Origin of the sequence: Pseudomonas sp. GM41(2012) (genome assembly GCF_000282315.2) — a bacterium.
GTDB lineage: Bacteria > Pseudomonadota > Gammaproteobacteria > Pseudomonadales > Pseudomonadaceae > Aquipseudomonas.
Map to the genome: position 1 here is coordinate 42065 of NZ_AKJN02000005.1, position 23733 is coordinate 65797.

Annotated in this window: 18 protein-coding genes; 4 read left to right on the forward strand and 14 right to left on the reverse strand. The window is 58.0% G+C overall.

Annotated features, from left to right (window positions below; translation table 11 throughout):
• Positions 1-7: 7 nt before the first annotated feature.
• The 4 genes from PMI27_RS26575 to PMI27_RS26560 all read right to left on the reverse strand — a co-directional run bounded on the left by PMI27_RS26575 (position 8) and on the right by PMI27_RS26560 (position 8223).
• Entirely contained in the window at positions 8-4807 is a 4800-nt protein-coding gene (locus PMI27_RS26575) for an RHS repeat-associated core domain-containing protein (RefSeq protein ID WP_008153828.1), read from the reverse strand.
• Positions 4804-5544, reverse strand: coding sequence for a DUF4123 domain-containing protein (locus PMI27_RS26570; RefSeq protein ID WP_008153827.1), 741 nt, complete (start codon positions 5542-5544; stop codon positions 4804-4806). Before PMI27_RS26570 ends, PMI27_RS26575 begins: the two co-directional genes overlap by 4 nt.
• On the reverse strand, positions 5534-7576 hold the full coding sequence (tssI, locus tag PMI27_RS26565; protein WP_008153826.1) for a type VI secretion system Vgr family protein: 2043 nt from the start codon (positions 7574-7576) through the stop codon (positions 5534-5536). Before tssI ends, PMI27_RS26570 begins: the two co-directional genes overlap by 11 nt.
• Before the next feature lie 131 nt (positions 7577-7707).
• The gene (locus PMI27_RS26560; RefSeq protein ID WP_008153825.1) at positions 7708-8223 is read right to left on the reverse strand and encodes an Hcp family type VI secretion system effector; all 516 of its coding nucleotides are present in this window, start codon (positions 8221-8223) and stop codon (positions 7708-7710) included.
• Between the two features lie 443 nt (positions 8224-8666).
• Here PMI27_RS26560 and PMI27_RS26555 point away from each other — a divergent pair, with 443 nt between their 5' ends.
• Entirely contained in the window at positions 8667-9344 is a 678-nt protein-coding gene (locus PMI27_RS26555) for a type 1 glutamine amidotransferase domain-containing protein (RefSeq protein ID WP_008153824.1), read from the forward strand.
• Positions 9345-9514: 170 nt separating this feature from the next.
• Here PMI27_RS26555 and hglS read toward each other — a convergent pair whose 3' ends face one another.
• The 3 genes from hglS to PMI27_RS26540 all read right to left on the reverse strand — a co-directional run bounded on the left by hglS (position 9515) and on the right by PMI27_RS26540 (position 13429).
• Positions 9515-10885: a 2-oxoadipate dioxygenase/decarboxylase HglS gene (gene hglS / locus PMI27_RS26550; RefSeq protein ID WP_008153822.1), complete on the reverse strand. Its 1371-nt coding sequence runs from the start codon at positions 10883-10885 to the stop codon at positions 9515-9517.
• A gap of 110 nt (positions 10886-10995) precedes the next feature.
• Positions 10996-11952: an alpha/beta fold hydrolase gene (locus PMI27_RS26545; protein ID WP_008153821.1), complete on the reverse strand. Its 957-nt coding sequence runs from the start codon at positions 11950-11952 to the stop codon at positions 10996-10998.
• Positions 11953-11974: 22 nt separating this feature from the next.
• Entirely contained in the window at positions 11975-13429 is a 1455-nt protein-coding gene (locus PMI27_RS26540) for a flavin-containing monooxygenase (RefSeq protein WP_008153820.1), read from the reverse strand.
• Positions 13430-13619: 190 nt separating this feature from the next.
• Between PMI27_RS26540 and PMI27_RS26535 the strand changes: the two genes are divergently transcribed.
• The 3 genes from PMI27_RS26535 (at position 13620) to PMI27_RS26525 (ending at position 16875) form a co-directional block, all read left to right on the forward strand.
• The gene (locus PMI27_RS26535) at positions 13620-14693 is read left to right on the forward strand and encodes a diguanylate cyclase (protein ID WP_008153819.1); all 1074 of its coding nucleotides are present in this window, start codon (positions 13620-13622) and stop codon (positions 14691-14693) included.
• A 203-nt stretch (positions 14694-14896) separates the two neighbouring features.
• On the forward strand, positions 14897-16141 hold the full coding sequence (locus tag PMI27_RS26530) for a M20/M25/M40 family metallo-hydrolase (RefSeq protein WP_008153818.1): 1245 nt from the start codon (positions 14897-14899) through the stop codon (positions 16139-16141).
• Positions 16142-16572: 431 nt separating this feature from the next.
• Positions 16573-16875, forward strand: coding sequence for a hypothetical protein (locus tag PMI27_RS26525; protein ID WP_008153817.1), 303 nt, complete (start codon positions 16573-16575; stop codon positions 16873-16875).
• Between the two features lie 98 nt (positions 16876-16973).
• Here the strand turns inward: PMI27_RS26525 and PMI27_RS26520 are convergent, their stop codons facing one another.
• The 7 genes from PMI27_RS26520 to PMI27_RS26490 form a co-directional block, all read right to left on the reverse strand.
• Entirely contained in the window at positions 16974-17843 is an 870-nt protein-coding gene (locus PMI27_RS26520; protein ID WP_008153815.1) for an isocitrate lyase/PEP mutase family protein, read from the reverse strand.
• Positions 17844-18052: 209 nt separating this feature from the next.
• Complete coding sequence (locus PMI27_RS26515; protein ID WP_008153814.1) at positions 18053-18232, reverse strand: hypothetical protein; 180 nt, start codon at positions 18230-18232, stop codon at positions 18053-18055.
• A gap of 39 nt (positions 18233-18271) precedes the next feature.
• Positions 18272-18913 carry a hypothetical protein gene (locus PMI27_RS26510; protein WP_008153813.1) on the reverse strand — a complete coding sequence of 214 codons (642 nt, stop codon included), beginning with the start codon at positions 18911-18913 and terminating at the stop codon, positions 18272-18274.
• Positions 18910-19686 (reverse strand): hypothetical protein, encoded by a 777-nt coding sequence (locus PMI27_RS26505; protein ID WP_008153812.1) that lies wholly within the window; start codon positions 19684-19686, stop codon positions 18910-18912. The genes PMI27_RS26510 and PMI27_RS26505 overlap by 4 nt, the downstream gene beginning before the upstream one ends.
• A 453-nt stretch (positions 19687-20139) precedes the next feature.
• Positions 20140-21174 carry an arginine N-succinyltransferase gene (astA, locus tag PMI27_RS26500; RefSeq protein ID WP_008153809.1) on the reverse strand — a complete coding sequence of 345 codons (1035 nt, stop codon included), beginning with the start codon at positions 21172-21174 and terminating at the stop codon, positions 20140-20142.
• Positions 21175-21235: 61 nt separating this feature from the next.
• Positions 21236-22252, reverse strand: a complete 1017-nt coding sequence (locus PMI27_RS26495) for an arginine N-succinyltransferase (protein ID WP_008153808.1) — start codon at positions 22250-22252, stop codon at positions 21236-21238.
• Positions 22253-22371: 119 nt separating this feature from the next.
• The gene (locus PMI27_RS26490; protein WP_008153807.1) at positions 22372-23721 is read right to left on the reverse strand and encodes an APC family permease; all 1350 of its coding nucleotides are present in this window, start codon (positions 23719-23721) and stop codon (positions 22372-22374) included.
• Positions 23722-23733: the final 12 nt, after the last annotated feature.

Consider the following 23733-nt stretch of genomic DNA (forward strand, 5'->3'; position numbering starts at 1 on the left):
GTGTCCTTTAGTTGTCAAATTCTTTGGTAAGCTTCGTGCCGTCTGAGAATGTAATTTTATAGATCAATTTGTACGGGCGAGTGTCTTGCCCTTCATAAACTGCAGTCAAGCGGGCGCTAGCGCTGACGTCATTTTCAGTTATATGTTCAGCAACACCTTTTTCGAACACTCTAAATTGTCCCCGGTTTACTGATGGCGCTTGAGGGAAAATGTTGTCCAGCACAGTCCCTGGTCCACCTAGCTTGTTCCCTCTCGCATGTCCTGCGTCATCAGTTGCGTTCCCAAGCTCTCTTGCATGATCCCGAGCGGCCTGATTCGTCGCGCTACCCGTTCCTATGTCATCCGGAGTGACATCAAACTCCCAGTCTGTGATTCTGCCTTGGGCATCTCGAGTGACTTTGGGGCAATTTCCAACTCCGCAGGCCAACCCCAACGGATCCACCCACCCCGTAGGGTTAGGCACGTACTGGTAGTTGTTCAACCCCCCCGCAAGCTTGATCGGATCCGGCGTCAAATACCGCCCAGTGCCAGGATTGTAGTAGCGATGCCGGTTGTAATGTAAGCCCGTTTCCGCATCGAAGTACTGACCCTGGAAGCGTAGCGGGTTATCAATTTCCGCCACGTCGAGGGTGGCGAGGTTGCCGTAGGCGCGGTATTTCGCCGACCACATGATCTCGCCGCTGTAGTCGGTGAGTTCCTGCGGGGTGCCAAGGTGGTCGAGTTGGTAGTAGAACGGCTCGGCTTTTAGCGGGCCTTCACCATCGAGCATCGCCAACGGGCGGAAGCTGCCTGGCTCGTAGATGTAGCTGCGATAGCGGTTGTCCGCGCTTTCGGCGATGAGGCGTTCGCCTTGCCACAGGAATTCCGTGGTTTGACCATCGATAGTTTTTGCGATTCGACGGCCGAAGACGTCGTACTTGTAGCTCGCTACGCTACCGCCGGGAAGGCTGACCCCGATGAGGCGGTGTTGGCAATCATAACGGTACTCGGTGACAAGCTTTTGCCCAGTGCCCCGGCGTTCGCGGATCTGATTTCCGTAGGCGTCGTAGTCGTAATGGCGGTCGCCTTGCATTAGCAGGCGGTTGCCTTTTACGTTGGCCAGGTTCGTGGTTGGCTGGTCGCCTTGGCCGAGGAGGTTGCCTGCCGGGTCGTGGGCGAAGCTTTCCGGGGTGGTGCCACGGACGTTGATCAGGCGGTCGAGCGGGTCGTAGTGGTAGCTGCGATTACCTTTGCGACTGTCGTCGATGCCGGCGAGGTTGCCGTTGGCGTCGTAGGCGTATCGGCGCTGGAACAGGTTGCGATCTTGCTGACTGACGCTGTGAGCTTGCAATCGACCTTGTTCGTCATACTGGTATTGGCTGAGCAGCAGGCCTTGTTGGCGCTGCTGTTCGCGACCGGCGCTGAACTGGTGAGTGGTCAGACGCGAGCCATTGAGGTCGATGCTGCTCAGGCGGCCGCCGGATTGGTGGCGATAGTCGAGTTTGCTGCCGTCAGGTAGGCGGCAATGGCTGAGCTGGCCGAGTTGGTCGTACTCGTACCGTAGGGTGCCCCAGCCTTGGTGCTCGGTGATCAGGCGATCTTGCAGGTCGTATTCGTAGGCGAGGGGCCAGTGGCCGTCGTCGACGTTCACAAGGCGACCGAGGGCGTCATAGCTGTAGTGAATTTTCTCGCCATCGGCCAGGGTTTTCACCAGCAAGCGGCCAGCGGTGTCGCGTTGGTACTCAGTGACCAGCTCACTGCCGTCGTCGCCGAACTCGGTTTTCTTCAGCAACTGACCTTTGAGGTCGTATTCGTAGGCGGTACGTCGACCGTCGAAACCGGTTTCCTGTTGGATAAGGCCATTAGGGTAATAGTCGAGGTGGTAGTGCTCGCCACGTTGGTTTTCGATCTCGCTGAGCAGCAGGCGCGAGTTGTCGTAGCGATAGCGCAACTGGCTGCCATCCGGGTTGATGCGGCGGCTGACCAGATGCAGGTTATCGGCGTATTCGAAGCGGGTGACGCGGCCCAATTCATCACGTTCGGCCGTGACTTTGCCGTAGGCGTTGTAGGTGAATGCACGGGTTGCACCACCTGGCAGGGTGATTTGCGCGAGGCGGTTCGCCGCGTCCCATTGGTATTGAGTGATCGCGCCGCTTTCGTCCTGGCGAGTGATTTGCCGACCTAGCGCGTCATAGCGGTACTTGCGCTGACCGCCGTCCGGCAGTTGTTCTTCGAGCAGTTGGCCGAGATTGTTCCACCCCAGTTGATGATGGCTGCCGTCGGGATGGCGGATTTCCAGCAGACGGCCCTGACGGTCGTAGCTGTAATGGGTCGAATTGCCGTCTGGGTCGATTTGTTCGGTGATGTCGCCTTGGTCGTTGCGCCAGTATTTCCAGGTCGCCGGCCCACGGTTCACCACGCGGACGAAGCCGCGGTAATACTCGTAGGTAGTCGGTGCATCTTCTGGTGGAATGACCGCGACCAGTCGGCCGGCTTCGTTGTATTGGTATTCGGTGACTGCGCCGAGAGGGTCTTTTTCGGCGATCAGGCGACCCTTGTCATCATAGGCCTTCAGGTGTTCGGCGCCATCCGGGTCGACTTTGGCAACCAGTCGAGCCTTATCGTCGTGGGTGTAGACCTCTTCACTGCCGTCGGCGTTGGTAACAGTGACGCTGCCCTTGTCATCCCAAGCGTAGTGCGCGTCCATCTGCGAGAAGCTTGCCCAGTGATGGATGCAGCGTGCTGATTTGCCTTCTTTTTCCCATTCCCAGTAGAAACTTGCGCCGCCAGCCAGTTGACGCTCGAGAATGACGTTTTGGTCGTTGTAGGCATAACGCTCGGCTTCACCGGCGGCGTTTTTAGCTTCGATCAGGCGGTGCTGGGCATCGTAGCCATAGGTGACCATCGTCTGGATGGTGATCCAGGCATCTTCCAGATTGTCAGCCGGGCTGAACTGCTGATAGTCGATGGCGACGATGTGCTTTCGATCGTAACGCACGAGGAGGGCGCGACCGGCACCGTTATCGACACGTTTGATTCGACCGTGGATGTCACGGGTAATGTGCAGGCGATTGCCATAATCGTCACTGATGGCAATCAGCGTCGCGCCTTTGGTGTTGTAGCGGAAATGGTAGAACTGGGTGCGCTCACCGGCTTGGGTGAGGATCAGTTCGGAGGGATCCTCACCGAGGAAAATCGCCGCTTCCGACAGGCTGTTGGTGATCGCCAGGCGCTGCACACTTGGTAACGGGAACGTAGTGATACGGTTTTCGTGGTCGGTCCAGATCACCTCGTCGCCGTTGATGTCGACGCGTTGAGCGAGGGCGTGGCTCCAGCCGTAGCCGAGGCCGCAGTCGATTTCCGCAGCGCTGGTGCGATAAAGGCGCGTCCAGCTGAAGGGCAGCAGACCGCCGAGTTCGCCGTCGGTCAGGGTCAGCAGTTCTTCGCCAGTGACCATCGATACGGGGCAACCATTGGTGCAGGTTTTCTTGGCGCATGCGGCGCTTTTGTCGTCAGGTGTTTTCGACTGAGTAGAAACGTCGTCGATCTTTTCCTTTGGCTCCAGAACGTAGTGTTTTTCAGCTTTCTTACGAGCAAATACAGAGGCGTTTTTCTCCAGCAGGGTAGGCGTATCGCTGGTGATCGGCACTGGACCTTTGGCGGTTGTCTTAGTCGCTTGTTCGATTTTCAACGTGGCCTTTTTGGCGGCGTTCATCGGTACGCCTTGCGCGCTGGCAAGAAGAGGTTTCACGGTTTCACCGTGAGCCTTCAAGGCGTGTCCCTTACTCGTCGCCAAGAGTTTTTCGGCAAACTCTTGCAGCATTTGTACTGCGGTACCCGATTTGACTTTGACTAAGGTTTTTGTGCCAACACGAATCGCCAGCCCGACGCCACCGGAAAGACAGATCCCCAGTACCACGTTGATCAGAAAGGAAGTGCTGATGGCGGTAATCACTTCCACACAGACTTGCGGCGGCAACATGCCGACCCACGCGACAATGGCCGAGAGATAGATGAACATCAGCGGCTCGTCGCTGAGAATCAGCAGCCCGGTAGCAATGGCCTCTTTCGACGCTGAATAGAGTTTTTTTACCTCGTCTTCATTCAGGTACTGGAGAAGCTTCTTCGCATTGTCGACAGGGTGGGCTAATAATTCGAATAGGCTTTTGATGTCATCCCAGAGACCCAGAAGTGCTTTCTCAAGACTATCAAGTGCGGACTTCACCAAAATGACCGAGCGCCCCGCCCGGTCAGCTGCCGTGTAGCTCACCCATTGCGGCTGGAACTTGCTCGACCACTCGCTTTTCAACCAGCCGTCAAGATTACCGATAACACCCTGGTACGAGGCATACAGCGCCTTGACGTTGCTTTCAGAAACATTCGGGAAAAAAGTAATTCGGTACATCTGACCCGGCTTGCAGCCTTTGATGACTTCAATGCCGCTCGGACCGATGTTTGCGGGAATCACCGGGCCGACAACGTCGTATCCGCCGAACATCGCTTTTTTGACGGGTTCGAGCTTGACTGGCGTATTGCCAATGGGCACGTACCGTGCGCTTTCAAACATGTGGATCAGCGTGAAATCACCCATCAACGGACAGGTGGCGTAGGTTTCAACGGGTCCTGTCTTGGTCTTGCGCTCAGTGACGCTGACTTCGTTGCCCACTTTGAACTTTTGATCTACATCCATTGCCCAGCCAGTCCAGAAGCCGTCGGCCCAGGTCTTGTAGTCGCTCAGGCAATTATTGAAATCCTTGAGGATGACATTCACGTCAGGCGTCTTGGCGTCCAGGACTTGAAGGACCAATTTACCGATGGGATCAATCATGACGTGACTTCCTTTGTCAGCTCAGCAGCAAGACGCTCTGCCATATCTTCTGTATTGGATTGTTGGCGCACGAAGCGCTCGACCTTGTGGCGCAAGTTACTTTCGGGGAAGGCGAAGAACAGTTCGGGGCAGTCCTCTCCCAGCCACTGCATCAGGTTGTCGACGACGGTGGTGTGGTCTTTTTCCGCCAGCGTGTCGACTAACTTCTGCGGCACCTCCCACCACGGCCAGGCTTTGGCCGGTGGCACTGCCCTCGGTCCCACCTCCAGTGTTTGGCCATTGATCAGGTAGCGGTCAAACACCGGTAAAACTTCACCCGCGCCAGCACCCAATCCTTCAAGAATCGGGAAAATATGTCGCCCGTCCCAGAACCGAAAAAACACCTCGGTGCCATCGGGCATATGCACTTGAGTCAAACTGCGAAGATGTTCGAACACCACGTCTGGCGTGCTGGTGGACACCGCCAGCCAGCCCCAATCCTGAGCGTCGGTTTCAGCAATCCACTGAAGGAAACCATTGTTGGGTTTCAGCTCGGCGAGGTAGGGCATCACTGGTTGCCAATCGGCGTACGGCGTGCCGCTCCAGATCGGTATCAGCTCCGGCGCCATATCCTGCTGGTAGAAGGCCTTCAGTGGCTCGGCATCGCTAGCCGCACTGACAATCAAATAAAGACGTTCATTAACCTGCAACGGCCGTTCAGCCAGCCAAGCCTGCGGGGTCAAAAGATCAGATCGCACAAGCACCTGCCTTGCATTTCTCGCACTCTTCACAGAACGGCGCGTTGCGTTTGAGGGTGTTGATCTGAGCCGGGGTCAGAACCGCGCCGGCCTTGTCGGCGTCGGCCTGTTTCAGCGCGCCGGGCATCAACGGTGCCGCGCCAGTCCCGCTACCGGGACTCCCCCCGGAGTTCATGTTGATCACCGGCCCGCTCAACGTCACACCGCTGCCATCAATCTTGATGAAGCTGCCGCCACCCTTGAGGGTCAGTTCACTGCCAGCTTCGAGCACGACTTTCATGCCGCTGCTCAGGTGGATTTCCTGGCCCGCTTCGATGAACTGGCCGGTGCCGACCTTGATGTGCTGGTTGACGCCCACGGTGAGGTGGTCGTTGGCGCGGGTTTCGACTTTGCGGTCGGCGTAGACGGTGTGGTGTTCTTCGGCCTTGAATTCGCTGTAGCTGTTTTGCTCGACGGTGTCGTGGCGTTCGTTGCCGACGCGGATTTTCTGGTCGTGTTCGACGTTTTCGTCCCAGTCGCGTTGGGCGTGCAGGAAGATTTGTTCCTGGCCCTTTTTGTCTTCGATGCGCAGTTCGTTGTAACCGCCGCCACCGGGGGAGCTCAGGGTTTTGAAGGTGCTGCGGGTCTTGTTCGCCGGCAGGGCGTACGGGACGACGTTTTCCTTGTGGTACAGGCAGCCGCTGATCAGCGGTTGGTCGGGGTCGCCTTCGAGGAAGCTGACGAGTACTTCCATGCCGATGCGCGGGATGGCGATGCCGCCGTAGTGGGCGCCGGCCCAGGCGGACGAGACACGCAGCCAGCAGCTGGTCTTGTCGTCGGCCTGGCCTTCGCGGTCCCAGTGGAATTGCACTTTGACGCGACCGTATTGGTCGCAGTGGATCTCTTCACCTTTTGGCCCGGTGACCACGGCGCTCTGGCTGCCAAGGATGCGCGGTTTCTTTTGCGTCAGGGGCGGACGGTTTGGTACGTCCCACGGGGTGGCCTGGAAGCGGTTGCGGTAGCCCTGGTGGAAATCGTCTTTCAGGTTGGTGGTGTTGCTGGTGACCGACTCTTCCAGCACTTGCGGCTGTTTGCCTTCGTGAAGGATTTCGGTGAGCAGCCACAGGTCGTTCCATTTGGCTTTCGGGTGTTGGGTCAGGGCCAGGAAGTGGCCGCTGACCAGCAAGGGCTGATCGCTTTTGCCTTCGGCGAGCTGGAAGTCGCTGCGGTGACGTTCGAGGGCGCGTTTGGCCAGGTGCTTGCCGCGTTCGCGGTCGATGAAGCGACCGGGGTAGTCGTAGTCTTCGAGGTCGGGCAGGGCGTCGCCGCGATTCTCGCTTTCCAGCGTCAGGCGTGGTTTTTCGAAGTCGTAGTCGCGGCGGGTGGTACGGCTGGTGCGGGTTTCCAGGCGCAGGTCAAAACGCTTGATCACCGGGTCGTTGGCGACCATGCCGGAGTCTTGCTGGTAGGCCACGGGTGCGAGTTTCGGGAACACCGTCTGGTCATCGCCGAACACCAGCTTGTGGGCGGTGGCGCTGTGCTGAAAGTGGTAGTGGATACCTTCTTCCTCGCACAGACGCTGAACGAACTGCAGGTCCGATTCATCGTACTGAACGCAGTAAATGCGCTCGGGATAAATCGCCCCGACTTTGAATTCATAGGCATTGCTTTGGATGCCGTGCTCTTCGAGGACGCTGCCGATGATTTTCGGCACGTTAAGGTTCTGGAAGATGCGTTGGTTGATGCGGTGCGCCAGGTAAGACAGTTGCGGGCGCAGGGTCACCGCGTAGCGGGTCAGGCGTTTGCCGGAATCACCCTGGGCGGCGCGGTAGATCTGGCCATGAATGCCGCTGCCGTCAGGCGAGAGCTGCAAAAAGGCCGGTTTGTGCAGCAGGGTCTCGAGGTCCAGGGACGGCTGTTCACTGACCAGCTCCACCTCAAACACAAAAGGCTGGCTGATGGCTTCCCGACCTTGCAGGGAAAAAACCTGGAAGTCGCTGGAAAGACCTTCGATGGTCAGGGCAAAGTGAGTTTGATTGGCCGGCGCGAACATCCCTTGTTCCTCGTGCAGTACTGCGGCGCACGCCTGCACCCAAACGGGCGCTTGCGGACGCGAAAATTCTTGGAAGGCGCAAATGACATCGACCAGCAGAGCTGGCCGATGTTTGGAACCGTCAGCCGCGATTAAGCGACCGGAACACGCCAGTCATCGGAACCCGAAGTACCGGATACTTCGTGGGTCCAGGTGATTTTGCGGTAGGTGAATTGCACTTCTTCCAGGTGCGTGAAGTGCGAGTTCGACGGATCCTGGCAGTTGTGCATTTTGTTGTTGATGGCGACGATGATCGCGTCTTCCAGTTTGGTGGTGTAGTAGTGCTCTTGGGTACCTTGAGCCGAAGTGCGGTACCACTGGATAACGATTTCGCTCATGCGCTCGCCGGAGGTCAGAGCGGCTTGCAGCAGTGGCGAAGCCTTGTCGTAGACCTTGGTGATCACGACTGGCTTGTGAACGCGCTGACCGGTCGGTTGGCCGGACTGTGGGTCACGCGGGATGATCACGTCGTGGCTGAAAGCCTGAACCATGACCTGGTCTTCGTGACCTTCCTGGTAGGTGTTGCCAACCGAGTCGGCGGTGAATGCGCCGGCAGTGATCAGACCTTGTTTCTCGCCAGTGACGGACATGTACGCTGGTGTAGCCATGGATGTGCTCCTTGCTAAAAGTTAGGGTGCCCGGGAGGCGGTATCGCCCGGTGGGTGCCTGACTGTTATCAAGGTCCGTGCCATAAACCGTTAATGCTATATAAATCAGGTGGTTGAGAGATTTTTTCGACCGTGTGGAGAATGTTCGGCAGCGATCGCCTGTGAATGTGCGCAAGAAGTTGCGCAGTACTGCGCAACTTCTTGCGCACTTGGCTGGGGGCCTGACAGGCCGGGCGATCAGTCACCCGGGAAGGGCTTTCGCAGTGATGAGTGCGCAACTTCTTGCGCATCAAGGCCGTTAGCCATCATTCGGTGACCCATCGTCTGATTTGCCGAAAACCGGTAGCAGAACCGCTAGGGTGACAGGTGCAACGAACACAGCAGCCCGGAGGTCAAACTCAGCGCCGAGATGAATGAACATCTGCGAACTCAAGGAGAACGACATGAAAATCCTGATGGTTCTAACGTCACACGATCAATTGGGTGACACGGGTAAGAAAACCGGCTTTTGGCTGGAGGAATTCGCCGCACCGTATTTCGCCTTCAAGGACGCCGGCGCTCAGTTGACCCTGGCCTCGCCCAAGGGTGGTCAACCACCGCTGGACCCAAAAAGCGACGAGCCGGACGCGCAAACCGCGGCCACCGAGCGCTTTCGCAAAGACTCCGCCGCCCAGTCCGCATTGGCGTCTACCGCTCTGCTGAGCAGCGCGAGGGCTGAAGATTATGACGCGATTTTCTACCCGGGCGGCCATGGCCCGCTGTGGGATTTGGCCGAAGACAAAATTTCGATCGCTCTGATCGAGGCGTTTTACCAGGCAGGCAAACCGGTCGCAGCGGTCTGCCACGCCCCGGGTGTGTTGCGTCACGTCAAGGGCGCAGACGGCCAGCCGCTGGTCAAAGGCAAGCGCGTGACGGGCTTTACCAACACTGAGGAAGAGGCTGTGCAACTGACGAAGGTTGTGCCGTTTTTGGTGGAGGACATGCTTAAGGAGAAGGGTGGTGTCTATTCCAAAGGTGCTGATTGGGCGAGTTATGTGCTCACTGATGGTTTGCTGATCACCGGTCAGAATCCGGCTTCCTCTGAAGCTGCGGCACAAGAACTGTTGGCGAAGCTCCGCTGAATCTGATGTGTAGCAGCTGGCGCAGCCTGCGTTCGGCTGCGAAGCAGTCGTAAAACCAAACACCGCGGTCATTCAGGTAAACCGTGTTTGCCGGTTCTACGACTGCTGCGCAGCCGGACGCAGGCTGCGCCAGCTGCTACATGTTTGTGCCATGCCTCAGGTCGCGAGGCTCAATGCGCGAAACATTCTTCGATCGAGCGTCGCTGCGTCTCGGCATACAACGCCAACTCATCAATCGTCGATCGCCCCAGCGCTTTCTCGAACACCTGCCGGTTCGACTGCACGCCATAGTGGGTTTGCGCCGCATCCCCCAGGTTCGACTGAAAAATCCCCGCAGCGCTGACTGGCAGGAAATCTTCGTACACCAACGGTTCAACCCGCAAATACCCGCCGTTGAGCAGATCCTCCAGCGACCACGATTTCAGCTCATCGGCCCCCAAACCTTTTTCCGTGACGAAGTAGCGAAAGTACGCCAGTTCCTCTCGGCGCATGCCCTCAACGGTGTCAGGGAATTCTGCAAAGTGCTGCGCCATCAGCGCGTTGTAACGTGCGGCATTGGCTTCATTGGGGAAGTCTTTCAATTCATCCCGGGCAGCGTTGAGCAAGCGGTCGTAAAGCGCCCGGCCTTTGGGAGTGAGCGCCGCGCCGCGTTGCTCGATCTCGCCGAAACGGGCGCTGTGGCTGCCGTGAGTCTGGGTTTGATCGGTGAAAGCGACAGGCTCATCCAAGGCCTTGAAACTGGTCTGGCGCAGCAGGATCGGGCACTGACGGCGGGGCGGTCCTTCGATCACCGCTTTGGGGGTGATGCCGTGGGCAGGCATTTGCGCCTGGACGATGTCGATGTCCAGGGTGCGCGGCGTCAGGTGGTTGATATGCGGGCCGGTGAACGCCACCACGTCGGCGATCAGGCGATGCTGGGCGCTGAGCTTGCGGTACTGCTCGGCGGTCACGGTGGCGGTGTGATGCCAGCGGAATGTTTCCAGCGCCTGCTCGACGAAGTCCCGGGCCTCCTGTTCGGTGAGGCCGCCCTGGGTTTCGGCGCGCTCGATGAGAATCAACGCAGTGGGCGTGAAGATCGAACGCTTATCCAGCACCGACTGGGCGAACGCTCGCAGTTCCAGGTCCTCGATCAGTTCCAGACGCAGCAGGGAGGTGAATACCCGGAACGGGCTGACCTGCAACGCCGCCTCATGCACCGCGCGAAAAGCCGTGGAATGCACCGGAACGCCGGCCGGGGTCAGGTCGTAATAACCCACCGGCTGCATGCCCATCACCGCAAACAGCCGGGCGAGGGTGGCCAGTTCATCGGCGGTGCCGACACGGATCGCGCCATGCCGCTCCAGGTCCAGGCGCTGGATTTCACCGGTGCTGTTCAACTGTCGGGCGATCTGTGGATCACTGTCCAGCACGTGACGGTTGGTTTGTTCCACCAGTTCCATCAGCGCGCCGTACAGCGGCACTTCTTCGCGGTACATGTCGGACATCGCTTTGGAAAAGCGTTGGCGGATCAGGTCAGGGCTGACGAAGTTTGGGTGACTCATGAAAGAATTCCTGGTGCGGTAACGTAAAGGATGCGGGAAAAGATCGCAGCCTTGCGCGGCGCCGACAAACGAAGAATCTTACGGACTTCATTCTGCAAAGGACTGCATGTTCAGTGCAGCCGCTGATCCTGAGGGCTTTCCGAGCGCAGCGATGCCAAAAATTCCCGATACAGCCGCGCCGTGTTCGTCGGTTGCTCCACCATTGGCATATGGCCGGTGTGGTCCCAGACTTCCACTCGCAGATCGGCGATGCCTTTGCTCCAGATCGCCACGCTGCTGACATCGATCAAGCGGTCCTTGTGCCCCCACAGCAACAGCGCCTGGCACTTGATGTCGGGCAGTTTCGGCTCCATCGGCGGGCTGGCACGGAAGTCGTTGAAGATTTCTTCCAGCTCATCGCGACTCTGTTCATAGCGTTGCGCCATGGCGTCCAGCACCACCTTGGGTACCCACGGCGGTTCGGCCATGGTCATGGCGTAGAAGCGCTGGAATTCTTCCCGTGAATGAATCAGGAACGGGTTGTGGCCCTTGGCCAAATGCCGCTCCAGGTCGCTGGCTTCGGGGGCGGTGACACCTGCCGGGTCGATCAGGGCCACCGAAACAATGCGATCCGGGTACGTGGCCGCCAGCCACGCCGCCATGTAACCGCCCATCGAGTTGCCGATCACGTGGACTTTCTCGACGCCGCAGACATCGAGCAACTGGATCATCCGCTTGGCCTGCAAGGGAATGTCGTAGCCGCCGCCCGCCTTGAAGCCGGTTTCGCCATGGCCGGCGATGTCGGGGATGATCACCCGATAATTGCCGACAAAGTGCCGGGCAAAACGCAGCCAGATGTTCTTGTCGGCGCTGTAGCCGTGGAGCATCAGCACGCTGCTGGACGCTTCGTACGGCCCGCCTTGCCAGGTCGAAACAGTCATTTCGGCGATCGGCACGACAATTTTGTGCAAGCCATACAGCTTCGCCTCTACCGACATGTTCAAGTCATAGAGCCAATGACCGATGGCCGGGTAACTCAACCAGCTCCAGGCCACGAAAACGGCGATTGCGACAACCAACAAAAGCATCAGGCATCTTCCTTTTACGTGATCAGGACAGAATGTGATCGGCGGGTTTCAGCGCCCTGGTCAACCGGTGATAGCTGAAACTGAACCCCGGAAACATCGCAATCACATGACCGCTCTTGCTTTGATACCAACTGTGGCAGCCCCCGGACTTCCATACGGTGCGTTCCATCTCCCGGTGGATCATTTCAGTGTAGGTACGTTCTGCTTCGGGGCGAACTTCGATGCTGCGCAAACCGTGTTCTTTTAACGTGCGGATGCAATCGAGAATGTAGTTCATCTGAGACTCGATGATGAACAGGGCCGAGGTATGGCCGATGCCCGTGTTGGGGCCGGTGACGATAAACAGGTTGGGGAAGTCCGGCAGGCTGGTGCCAAGATAGGCCCGCGGATACTGGGCCCAGAACGCTTTGAGTTGTGTGCCGTTTTTGCCGGTGACCGGGTAGGAAATCACCCCGTCGGTGGCGTCGTAACCGGTGGACCAGACGATCAGGTCCAGGTCGATGTGTTGGCCGTCCTGGGTGACGATGCCGGTTTCATCGATGGCGGCGATGCCTTGCTCGCGGCTGTGCAGGCTCACGTTACTGCGGCCCAGCGCCGGGTACAGGGTGCTTGAGACGATTATCCGTTTGCAGCCGATGGCATAGTCGGGCGTCAGTTTTTGCCGCAATTGTGGGGCGGGCACTTGCCGTTTGAGGAAGCGCAGGGCGTGTTGCTGGACCACGCGGATCGCTGGTTTCGAATACTTGAAGGCAATCACTCGGGTTTCGAACAGCCAGTAGATCGTCCAGCGCAACAGTTTGTAGGCTGGTTTGAGCCCCAGTAACCAACGCTGGAAAGGCCCAAAGGCGCGGTCGGCCCGAGGCAACACCCAGTGCGGCGTGCGCTGGAACACATGCAGATGCTCGACGTCCGGGGCAATCGTCGGAATCACCTGGGCCGCGCTGGCACCGCTGCCAACGATGGCCACGCGTTTTTGCCGGTAATCGTAGGTGTGATCCCAGTTGTTGGTGTGAAAAGTCTTGCCCTGAAACCGCTCCTGGCCCTCGAAGTGCGGGATCACCGGTTGGCTCAGCGGCCCGGTGGCGTTGATCAGGAACTGCGCATGGAACGTGCCTTTGCAGGCGGTGTGCACCGCCCAGCGTTTGCCGTCGTCGTCCCATTCGATGCGCTCGACATTGGCCTGCAGTTCAACCTTGTCTCGCAGGCCGAAGTGCTCCACCACGTACTGTGTGTAGCGGTGCAGTTCGGCCTGCTCGGCGAACATTTGCGTCCAGCGGTAGGGCGCGAAGGACAGCGAATAGAGCGGCGAGGGCACGTCGACCGCGGCACCGGGGTAGGTGTTTTGGCACCAGGTGCCGCCGAAAAAGTCCCGCCGTTCCAGCAGGCGAAAATCGTCGATGCCTGCCTTGAGCAAATTGATCGCCGCGCACTGGCCGCCAAATCCACTGCCGATGATCAACACTTGAAAGGTCTGCATGGGCCTCCTTTTTTATCGTTATTGATCGAACCCTTCTTTCATGTATAGCCAAACATTGGGCGCTCGCCTCAAGGTTGTGCCGTGGTATTCAGACCGCCAGCCGGTGATGGCTATTTGCCGCTTCCCTGATAGACTCTCACCACACTTGAAGCCCTGTTTTCAGGTTCCGTTCAGTGGCGCAGAGGCCTCTATGGAAAAAACGGGAGGAAAAGGACTTTCACTGGCCAGGAGGCTCTATACATCGCGAACCCTGGGTTTAGCCTTGGGGCTGTTGCTCGTGAGCGCAGCGATGTATCCACTCAACCCTGCACCGTGGGTGTGGGCGGCGATGCTGCTCAACGCCATACTCTGGCCGCACGTGGCCTATCAATGGGCGCGCCGCGCGCCAGTGCCTTATCACGCCGAACACCGAAACCTGCTGGTGGACGCCTTTCTCGGCGGCTTTTGGGTCGCAGCCATGCACTTCAATCCGCTGCCCGGCGCGACGACCCTGGGCATGATGGCGATGAACAATGTGGCCATTGGCGGTTTGCGTTTCCTGTTGGCGGGAACCGTGGCGCAAGTTCTCGGGATGGGCGTCGGACTGCTGATTTTCTCCCCGGCCTTCGTCCCGCAAACCAGCCAACTGCAGATGTATGCCTGTTTGCCCTTGATGTGTTTGTATCCGCTGGCATTGGGCTGGATCTGCTTCCGCCAGGCTCACACCCTCGGCCGACAAAAGCGTGAATTGCTGGCCCTGAGCCGCACCGACAGCCTCACCGGCTTGCTCAACCACGGCGCCTGGAAGGATCAACTGGAAATCGAATTCCAGCGTTGCAAACGTCAGCAGCAGGGCGGGGCGATTGCTCTGATCGACATCGACCATTTCAAATCTATCAACGACACCTACGGCCACGTTGCCGGGGACATCGTGTTGCGCCAGTTGAGCAAAATGCTCAAGCAGAACCTGCGCGCGGCGGATGTTGCCGGGCGCTACGGTGGCGACGAGTTCTGCGTGATCCTCCCGGATCTTCCGCTCACGAGCGCTGCGGTCGCCATGGATGCGCTGCGTGATCGCTTCGCCACGTTGGGCTACGAGCAGAGCCCGGCACTGACAGTCAGCCTGAGCATCGGTCTGGCCGCCTTCAACCCGGCATACACCGACGCAACCCTGTGGCTCAACGACGCCGACCAGGCGCTCTACGAAGCCAAAGCCTCCGGTCGCAACCGCGTCATCTGTTGCAGCGATGACAAACCGCATCACCCATTACTTGATTCGGTGTGATCCATCACCAGTAATGTCGCCTGACATTCCGCCATCGCGAGCTCGGCTCCTACAGATCACGTTGCCCTGTAGGAGCAAGGCTTGCCCGCGATGGCTTCAACTCGGTCCAAAGCCGAACGCTCAGTGTCGCATTCGGTCTAGAGCCTTGCGCCGTAGTCAGGTAGGGTGTTTTTCACCCCCCGACACGAAACAAGGATCGATTCATGACGTTCAATCTCCCTCGCTCCCTGCTGGCCACCAGCCTTGGCCTGACCATCGCCCTCGGCGCTTTCGCTCCCACCGTTTTCGCCGAACCGCACAAACAAGTCCTCACCGATGCCGAACAGTACAAGGGCGAAGCCCTGAAGTTACTGGAGCGTTTGGTGAACATCGACTCCGGTTCCGGCTTTGAACCGGGCCTGACGAAAGTCAGCGACATCGCCATCGACGAACTGAAAAAACTCGGCGCGACCCTCGAGCTTGTGCCCAATACCCCGGACAAAAGCAGCCACGTGATCGCGACCCTCAAAGGCACCGGCAAGGCAAAAATCCTGCTGATGGCGCACATGGACACCGTCTTCAAGGAAGGTTCGGCCGCCGAGCGTCCGTTCCACATCAAGGACGGCCGCGCCTACGGGCCGGGCGTGATGGACGACAAGGGCGGCATCGTTGCAGGGATCTACGCGCTGAAAGTCCTGAAAAACCTCGACTTCAAGGACTACGCGCAAATCACCTTTCTGCTCGATGCCAGCGAAGAAACCGGCTCGGACATTGCCACCGACCTGATCAAGAAAACCGCCAAGGCCCACGACGTCACCCTCAACCTCGAACCGGGCCGCCCGGCGGATGGCCTGGTGGTGTGGCGCAAAGGCAGTGCCACCGCCGTGGTCGAGGTCAAGGGTAAGGCGGCTCATGCCGGTGTCGCGCCGGAGCTGGGACGCAACGCCGCCATGGAAGCAGCGCACCAGATTTTGCAGCTCGGCAAACTGGGCGACGCGGAGAAGAAAACCACCATCAACTTCACCGTACTCAAGGCTGGGGACCGCACCAACGTCATTCCGGATCAAGCCACCGCCAAGGCAGACGTGCGGGCGGCGGTGCCGGAAGAGTTTGACCGGATCGAGAAGGACCTGGCGCGGGTTTCGAAAGACAAGCTGATTGCTGACACAGAAGTCACCACCACCCTTCAGCGCGGATTGCCGCCGATGCCGCAAACGCCGGAATCGGATCGGTTGATGGCGATGGCTCAAGGGATTTACGGTGAAATTGGCCGCAAGTTGACGGAAGAAGGTAGCGGTGGGGCGGCGGATGCCAGCCTGTCAGCGGGCGTGGGTACGCCGACGCTGGATGGGTTCGGGATTGTTGGCGGGAATATTCATACGCCGGAGGAATACGCGGAGGTAGAGAGTGTGGCGCCGCGGATTTACTTGTTGTCGCGGATGATTATGGAGTTGGCCAAGGCTCACTGAATTGCGTGCGGTTTGGGGGTGGTGGGTCAGTTGGATCGACCCCTCACCCTAACCCTCTCCCCAAGGGGGCGAGGGGACTGACCGAGTTGTTTTGGCTATTTACTGCGACCTGAGAGATTGAGTCGAACTTGGATTCGACCAACAGCAAATCACTTAAAAATCGCATTCAACTCGGTCGTTCACGTCGCCGGACTCCTCAAGAAACCCACGGTCAGTCCCCTCGCCCCTCTGGGGAGAGGGTTAGGGTGAGGGGGGGGGCTCAAGCCGGACACCGCCGTCAAAACCACCCCACAACTTTCCAAGACGTTTCCCACAGAACTGCTCGTTGCAGTGCTGCAAGTTGGCCCTTTATGATCTCGGCTCGCGGTCAATCCCGCGACGATTTTGGCCGGTCGAATCCCTGAAGTCCTTATTTATCAGGAGATATTTCCATGTTCGACCAAGTCATGCCCCGTTACCTCCCCATCGACACCTACGACGCCGAAACCCCGGTGCTCTTCATCAACACTCACAAAGAACTCAGCGACATCGCCGCTTGCGCCGCGCATCGCTTTACTGTGGTTCGCGATCTGGCGGACACCTTGTCCAGCCTGAACCTCAAAGACATTTCCGATTGCGATCTGACGCGCGTTACCCGGGCAGTTCATCTGCTGATGCGCGAAGATTGCGCGATGCTGAATGTGGTTCAGGCGCGGGCGTTGCAGCGGGAGGTGGAGTTCAAGACCGCGAAGTAGGCAAGATCAAAAGATCGCAGCCTGCGGCAGCTCCTACATTGAGATGGCGTATTCCCTGTAGGAGCTGCCGCAGGCTGCGATCTTTTCGGTGGTCTCCGTTATTCCTTAACACTCATAAACTCTTCCGCCCAACGAATGTATTCCTCAGGCTGCGTATAGGTATGAGTCAACTCGGTGGCGCTCAGGTCCGACGCCTGAGTAAAGAACTGCCGTTGTTCCCGCAGGCTGTCATACGTGGCCTTGATCGCGGCGAAGTAGGCGCCGTGACCATCGATGGTGACCCGCACGCCCAGTTCGGCCAGGCGTTTGTCGTCGCGCAGCAGCGGGTTGCCGTAGGTGACCAGCATCAACGGCACGCTCAGGTGCTCGGAGATTTGTTCGAGGTGGTCGAAGTCCCGCACGCCCACCATGCAAATCCCGTCCGCACCGGCCTGCTGGTAATGACAGGTACGGCTGATGACTTCCTGCACCGGCAGGATCCCGGCGTTGGTGCGGGCGATGATTGCCATTTCCGAATCGACCCGGGCTTCCAGTGCCGCACGAATCTTGCCGACGCCTTCTGCCACCCCGATCAGGTCGGTGGACTTGCGGCCGAACTGGGCGGGCAGCAACGTGTCTTCGATGGTCAGGGCGGCCACACCGGCACGTTCGAGTTCGACGATGGTGCGCATCACGTTCAGCGCGTTGCCGTAGCCGTGGTCGGCGTCGGCGATGACCGGCAATTGAGCGACACGGCCAATGCGAGTGGCCTGCTCGGCAAACTCGCTGAGGGTGATCAAGGCAAAGTCGGGAGCGCCCAGTACCTGCAACGATGCGACTGAACCGCCCAGGATCCCCACTTCAAAACCCAGATCCGCGGCAATGCGGGCCGACATCGGGTCGAAAACCGACGCCGTGTGATAGCAGGTATTGGAAGCGAACAGCTCGCGAAAGTTACGGCGCAAATCTTGATGAGAAAGCCTGGACATATGAGTTCCACCACTGCAATGGGAATGGAAGGGCTTGAGCAAAAGTGTCAACGCCGAAGGACCAAAAGGCTATCACGCGAGCGGGGGGAGAATGATGACGAATTTGCAGAAGCCAGCGGTAGATTGCTGGGCAATACATCTTGATGAAAAAAAAAGGCTGCAAACCTTGTCAGTCTGCAGCCTTGGTAGTGCTCTCAAAGAGAGCGGTTTCAGCCTTGAGCCGGCAGCCCCCAGAATTTCTTGATTTCGTGGATATTACCCACGTTATAACGAGGCCCGACGCCGGAGGAGCATGGTTCTAGCGACGTTGTCTTGACCGGCGTGTTGATGACATTGGCTCCAGCGCGCAGAAGCGGAGTTTCGTTCCAGTTGTTCATTGGCTTGTTCATATTTATTTCCTTTTTTAGATTAATGGGGGTAGCCGATTGCTACCCGCCTTGAAGCAGTGACAGCGTGCGTTCAAAGAATGCTGTTTCCTGCATAGCAATACCGGGGTAAGTCGGTATATGGTTTTCGTCGAAGCACCAAGCTTCTTCGGTTATATCCGATCGCTGAGGGTGAATAAGCAAACTCAGTGATGCGGACATTGTTCTGGGTGGAAGTTGTTTATGTATTTCCTGTAGTGGGAGCATGTGCAGAACTTCGCCGGGTGCGAGTTTCAGTACATGCTCTTCACTGAGTGCGGGTAGGGTGCCGGCTTGTATCGGTGTGTTATCAAGTATTTTTCGTGTGACAGTCGTGTACCCGTCGCCGCTATAACCCACGGCATAGATTTCAAAGTCGTGAGTGTGATTCAGGTCATAGATGAACGTTTCACTTTCGTCTTGTGACGTAATCGGAGACCAGAATCCAAGGCGAACGGTAAACATATCATTGTAGGCCAGTATAAAAGCATAAGCGCTGTAGAGGCTGTTGCTAGTACTAAACCCGTCTCGCTGAATAGTGGTGTAAAGGTGCTCGCTCAACAACGTTCGATTTGTAGCCAGTTGACGCAGATCTTCTATGATTTTTGGCTTGTCTCGCTCAAGATCGTAAGTTGTCATCCGCTCAATGAACGCTTCCAGTTTCATGCCGCCTCACTTTGCTGGTCGAGTAAATGGTTCAGCCGACTGTTTTGCAGTTTTCTCAACAGCGGCACGTAATTCAGTGCGGCCTGCGGATTGGTTTGCTGAATCAACTGAAACGCTTTCCACGCAACGGCAGGGTGGTAGTGATATATCAGTTCTTCGGCCACTTTTCCGGCCTCGGGATCCTGTGCAGCTTCAAGTAATTCGAGGCTCACCAGATAACGGGCGGCGCTATCGTCATGGGGGAACCAGGCGATTTTGCGCAATGAGGTGCGATCAAATACACCAATGTCTGCGCCCCTGTCGGGCAGGTTGATGCTGCCGATAAATGCCGCATGCCCGATACCCATCGGATTGCTGTCGAACAGGACCTTTGAACCGTCAATGAATAATGGATTGTCGGCGTCGACGATCATCATCTGCCTGAATGTCAGGTGGTTATCCTGCACCGCGTAAAGCTGAACGGGAAATGACTGATTGTTGATGGCAAACAAAATACTGTTTCCTGGAACGGTATAGAGCAACTGTGATGCGGGTGCACTGTCAGGTGCCTTGAGGCTAATGTTGCCACTTTCGTTACAGTGCAGCAGCAATGACCTGGTATGGATGTTCGTTAACTTCATGATTTCGGCAGCTTGAGAAGCGGCATGGGTGCGTGCGGTGTTTTCGCGCACCCTGCTGACCAGTTTATTAATGTCGGAGGTGATGTCGATGGATTTGATAATGGTCATAAGCCGGGTTGGCGATAGGTCAGCGTTTAAAAGTGTTTCAATCATGAGGGGCTCTGGTTTGCGTTTTTTAAAAAGGGGCAAATATTAGTCGGAGCGTGTGGCGGGTAATTTTTTATCGTGTTAATTAAAATTTTAATTGTCTGTGATGGGCTTTTTTGTAAGTAAATGCGGGTTTCAATATTGAGTGTGTGAGAAATAAAGAAGTGCTGGGGTGGTTCTTTTTGCGTTTTACATGATTGGGTTGTTTCTTGTAGGTGGTTTATGTTTTGGAGTATGGAGGGTGTGTTTGTTGGATGCAATTTGGTAGTTGTTAGTTAATGTTGTTGATTGTTAGTTGATGTTTGTGGGGTGGTACGCATACCGCGGCGGTACGCAAGGTCGGGATGACCGAGGAGATCTTCGGTGAGTTGCAGGCCGTGGTTTGGATGTCCAACGAAGCCAATCGCCTGACCAACGGTTACCGCATGCCGCTGGACGACGCGTTCAAACTGGAGTGAATCACGCCGCAACAGCCTGCTGCTGTTGATTGAGCAGCGGCACGGCGCGCACCGAGTTGCCGGGTTGCAGTTGCAGGCGTTTGGCGGTGAGGCGGTCGACGATCAGGCTGTTGCCCACCTGTCTGGCCTGGGCGGCGGTGATGCGGCAGTTTTCCAGGCGACGGTTGTGGATCAGCCACACCGGGGCCTCCTCGTCGGGCGTGCCGATGGCCAGCACCAGCGGTTGGCTGTCACGCACGGTGCGGATATTCGAGACCGGGGCTTCAATCACCGGGCCGGCGTCGAAGATGTCGATGTAACCCTTATGGGCAAAGCCTTCGGCGGTGAGGATTTTCAGGGCCGGTTCGGTGTTCGGGTGCGCCTTGCCGATCACGGCCTGGGCCTGTTCGGTGAGCAGGCAGGTGTAGAGCGGTTGGCGTGGCATCAGTTCAGCGATGAACGACTTGCTGCCCAGCCCCGACAAGTGATCGGCGTGGCTGAAATCCATCTTGAAGAAGTGCCGGCCCAGGCTGTCCCAGAATGGTGAACAGCCATGTTCGTCGGCGCTGCCACGCAGTTCGGCGATGAGTTTGTCGCCGAACAGGTGCGGAAACTCGGCCACGAACAACAAGCGCCCCAACGACAGCAACCGACCGTTACTGCCCTGGCGTTGATCGGGTCGCAGAAACAGCGAGCAAATCTCCGATTGGCCGGTCATTTCATTGTTCAGGAACAACGTCGGAATCTGTCGCCGGATACCCAGGTCCGGTGACGAACTGACCGTGAGCCCGACCCGGTAGTTGTACCAGGGCTCGCGCAGGCCCACGGCGCCCACCAGGGCACTGACGCCCACCAGTTGCTGATCGTCGTCTTCGAGCACGAAGAGGTAATCGGCATCGGCGCGTTCGACCTGTTCGGCGAAGGTTCGTTGGGCCCAGCGTACCCGGTGGGTCAGGCGTTCCTCGTTGGCCGGCAGGGTGGTGAAGCCAGGACCAGCCTGGTGCACCAGGCTCAGCAAGGCGGGCAGGTCGGTGACGCGAACCGGGCGGACAATCATGATGCAACTCCTTCTGCACGCCCGCTCGGGCGCTGTCGTTGGGCGCGGGGCCGGGTGATGCTCACAGGGCGATCAGCCGGATAGGGCTGCCTTCGGTCACGATCAGGGCGGCGCACATCTCGGCGCTCAACCCCACAGGTTGCCCGGCCTGGTAATCCAGATCGGCGACGATGGCGCGATAGTCCTTCAGCGAATCGTTGCTCACCAGATAGCTGCCACGGGCATCGATGGATGCACCCGGTTTCGCCGTGCCGGTTTGGCTCTGGGCGATGGAGCGGATGCCGGGAGTGCGTGCATACAACGTCGGACCGCCGTCGAACAGGTCGATGTAGCTGTTGGTTTCGAAGCCTTCGCGCTCGAGGATATCGAAAGCCTCCTGGCCATCGGGGTGGATGCGGCCGATGCAGTCCTGCGCCGCCTGGGGCAGCATCGGCACATAGATCGGGTATTGCGGCATCAGTTCGGCGAGGAAGGTTCGGCTTTCCAGGCCGCAAAGTCGTTCGGCCTCGGCGTAGGGCAAGTCGAAGAAATGCTTGCCCACTGCATCCCAGAACGGCGAGTGCCCTTCGTCGCTGCTGAAGCCGACGATTTCGGTGATGACGGCTTCGGAAAAGCGCTGCGAGTGGGCGGCGATGAACAATAGCCGCGCCCGGGACAGCAGTTCAGAGAACCGTGTGCGCACCAGCGTTGCGTCAATATGAAAACCCCGCAGCAAGGTATGGCCGCTGAGGTCGTGGCACAACGACAGCGCGGGCACGCCGTGCTCGATGTTCAGCTCCCGTGAGGCGCTGGTGAAGTGTCGATTGCGCAGGCTGTAAAACGGCTCGCTGAAACCGGCGGTGGCAAGGATCTCCGAACAGCCCACCAAACGCTCTTGGGTCAGATCTTCCAGCACGAAGAAGTAGTTCTCCGGGCCATGACCCTCAACGTCTTTTTCAAATGAGGCGCAGGAGTCGAGAATCTTCTCGCGCAGGCATTCGGTGTCGTCCGGCAAGGACGTGACGCCTACCAGACTGTCGCGCGCCAGTTGCTGCAACTGGGGCAGGTCGGTTAACTCGACTGGGCGTAAGACCAGCATGGATGCACTCCTGTATCAAAGGGTTCGGCGGTTGGCAGCGAACCTGACTATCACTGTCGGTTTCCACGCGTTCAATCGGCGGTCGCCTGAATTTTTGTCAGACGCCGCTCTATTTCTTGTCAGCCATTGCTTGGGTCGGGCAGTACCGCACGGGTGCCCAGTTTGTTGAGTACAAACAGGTAGACCAGGCCCAAAGCAATCCAGATCAGGCCGAGTTTCTGTGCGTCGACGCCCATGTTGTACATGATCGCCGCGACGATGATGAAGCCGATCACCGGGCAGATCAGGTGACGGATCACCTGTCCGGATTTCTGCCGACGCCAGTAGTAGTTGATGACCGTCAGGTGCAGCAACATGAAACCGCTCAGTGCGCCGAAGTTCACCAGTGAGGTGAGGGTGTCCACCGAGTTGATGAACAGGTAGCAGATCACCAGCGACAGCACGGCCACCAGGTAGATGCTCACGTACGGCGTGTTGTGTTTGGGATGAACCTTGGCCAGAACCTTTGGCAGCTTGCCGTCCCGGGCCATGCCGAACAGTAGACGAGACACTGCTGCTTGAGAGGTGATTGCCACCGCAACACCCCAGGCCAGCGCCGTCGCCACGGCGGTCAGGGTGGCCAGCCAGCTGCCGGCCGCGAGTTCAGCGATTTCATAAAAAGCCGTGTCAGCGGATTTGAAACCCATGCCGGCCGCCAGGTCTGTCGCAATCCAGGTCTGCACAACGAAGATTACGCCCATGACCACCAGCGTAATCAACGCGGCCTTGCCGACGCTGCGGCCCGGGTCACCCTTGATCTCTTCGGCGAGGGTGGAAATCGCATCGAAACCGAGGAACGACAGCACCGCAATCGACACCGCTTGCATCAGCAGGGCGAAGTTGAATGTCTCGGGGTTGTACAACGGCGCCAGTGTCAGCTGACCGTTACCGCCGCCACTGTGCAGCGCGTTCCAGGCGTAAAACAGGAAGATCCCCAGCACCACCAGTTGCGCCAGCAGGAAGATGATGTTCATTCGCGCGGTGAAGGTGATGCCCCGCAAGTTGACGAAGGTTGCGCTGACCAGGAAGGCCAGGATGAAACCGACCTTCGGAATGTCCGGGTACAAATGATTCAGGGCCATGGCCGCGTACACATACAGCAGCGGCGGAATCAGCAGGTAATCGAGGAGCATCAGCCAGCCGGCGATAAACCCTACGTGCTGGTTCAGGCCCCGTTGCGCGTAGGAATAAACCGAACCGGCAATCGGAAAGGCCCGCGCCATGCTGCCGTAACTCAGGGCCGTGAAGAGCATCGCCACCATGCCGATGATGTAGGCCAGCGGTACCAGCCCTGGCGCTTCGGCGTTGACGTAGCCGTAAACACCAAACGGCGCGATGGGGATCATGAAGATCATCCCGTACACCACCAGGTCGGTCAGCGACAGGCTGCGTTTCAACTCTTGCTTGTAGCCAAATTCTTCTATTTCCATGAAGCCGTTCTC

Excerpts from the sequence above, each read along its gene's own strand:
- PMI27_RS26490 (WP_008153807.1), bottom strand. The coding sequence starts at position 23,721 with ATGGAAATAGAAGAATTTGGCTACAAGCAAGAGTTGAAACGCAGCCTG.
- PMI27_RS26560 (WP_008153825.1), bottom strand. The coding sequence starts at position 8,223 with ATGGCTACACCAGCGTACATGTCCGTCACTGGCGAGAAACAAGGTCTG.
- PMI27_RS26505 (WP_008153812.1), bottom strand. The coding sequence starts at position 19,686 with ATGATTGAAACACTTTTAAACGCTGACCTATCGCCAACCCGGCTTATG.
- PMI27_RS26535 (WP_008153819.1), top strand. The coding sequence starts at position 13,620 with ATGGAAAAAACGGGAGGAAAAGGACTTTCACTGGCCAGGAGGCTCTAT.
- PMI27_RS26545 (WP_008153821.1), bottom strand. The coding sequence starts at position 11,952 with ATGCTTTTGTTGGTTGTCGCAATCGCCGTTTTCGTGGCCTGGAGCTGG.
- PMI27_RS26520 (WP_008153815.1), bottom strand. The coding sequence starts at position 17,843 with ATGTCCAGGCTTTCTCATCAAGATTTGCGCCGTAACTTTCGCGAGCTG.
- PMI27_RS26525 (WP_008153817.1), top strand. The coding sequence starts at position 16,573 with ATGTTCGACCAAGTCATGCCCCGTTACCTCCCCATCGACACCTACGAC.
- PMI27_RS26530 (WP_008153818.1), top strand. The coding sequence starts at position 14,897 with ATGACGTTCAATCTCCCTCGCTCCCTGCTGGCCACCAGCCTTGGCCTG.
- PMI27_RS26515 (WP_008153814.1), bottom strand. The coding sequence starts at position 18,232 with ATGAACAAGCCAATGAACAACTGGAACGAAACTCCGCTTCTGCGCGCT.
- PMI27_RS26540 (WP_008153820.1), bottom strand. The coding sequence starts at position 13,429 with ATGCAGACCTTTCAAGTGTTGATCATCGGCAGTGGATTTGGCGGCCAG.
- hglS (WP_008153822.1), bottom strand. The coding sequence starts at position 10,885 with ATGAGTCACCCAAACTTCGTCAGCCCTGACCTGATCCGCCAACGCTTT.
- PMI27_RS26510 (WP_008153813.1), bottom strand. The coding sequence starts at position 18,913 with ATGAAACTGGAAGCGTTCATTGAGCGGATGACAACTTACGATCTTGAG.
- PMI27_RS26575 (WP_008153828.1), bottom strand. The coding sequence starts at position 4,807 with ATGATTGATCCCATCGGTAAATTGGTCCTTCAAGTCCTGGACGCCAAG.
- PMI27_RS26555 (WP_008153824.1), top strand. The coding sequence starts at position 8,667 with ATGAAAATCCTGATGGTTCTAACGTCACACGATCAATTGGGTGACACG.
- tssI (WP_008153826.1), bottom strand. The coding sequence starts at position 7,576 with ATGTTCGCGCCGGCCAATCAAACTCACTTTGCCCTGACCATCGAAGGT.
- PMI27_RS26495 (WP_008153808.1), bottom strand. The coding sequence starts at position 22,252 with ATGCTGGTCTTACGCCCAGTCGAGTTAACCGACCTGCCCCAGTTGCAG.
- astA (WP_008153809.1), bottom strand. The coding sequence starts at position 21,174 with ATGATTGTCCGCCCGGTTCGCGTCACCGACCTGCCCGCCTTGCTGAGC.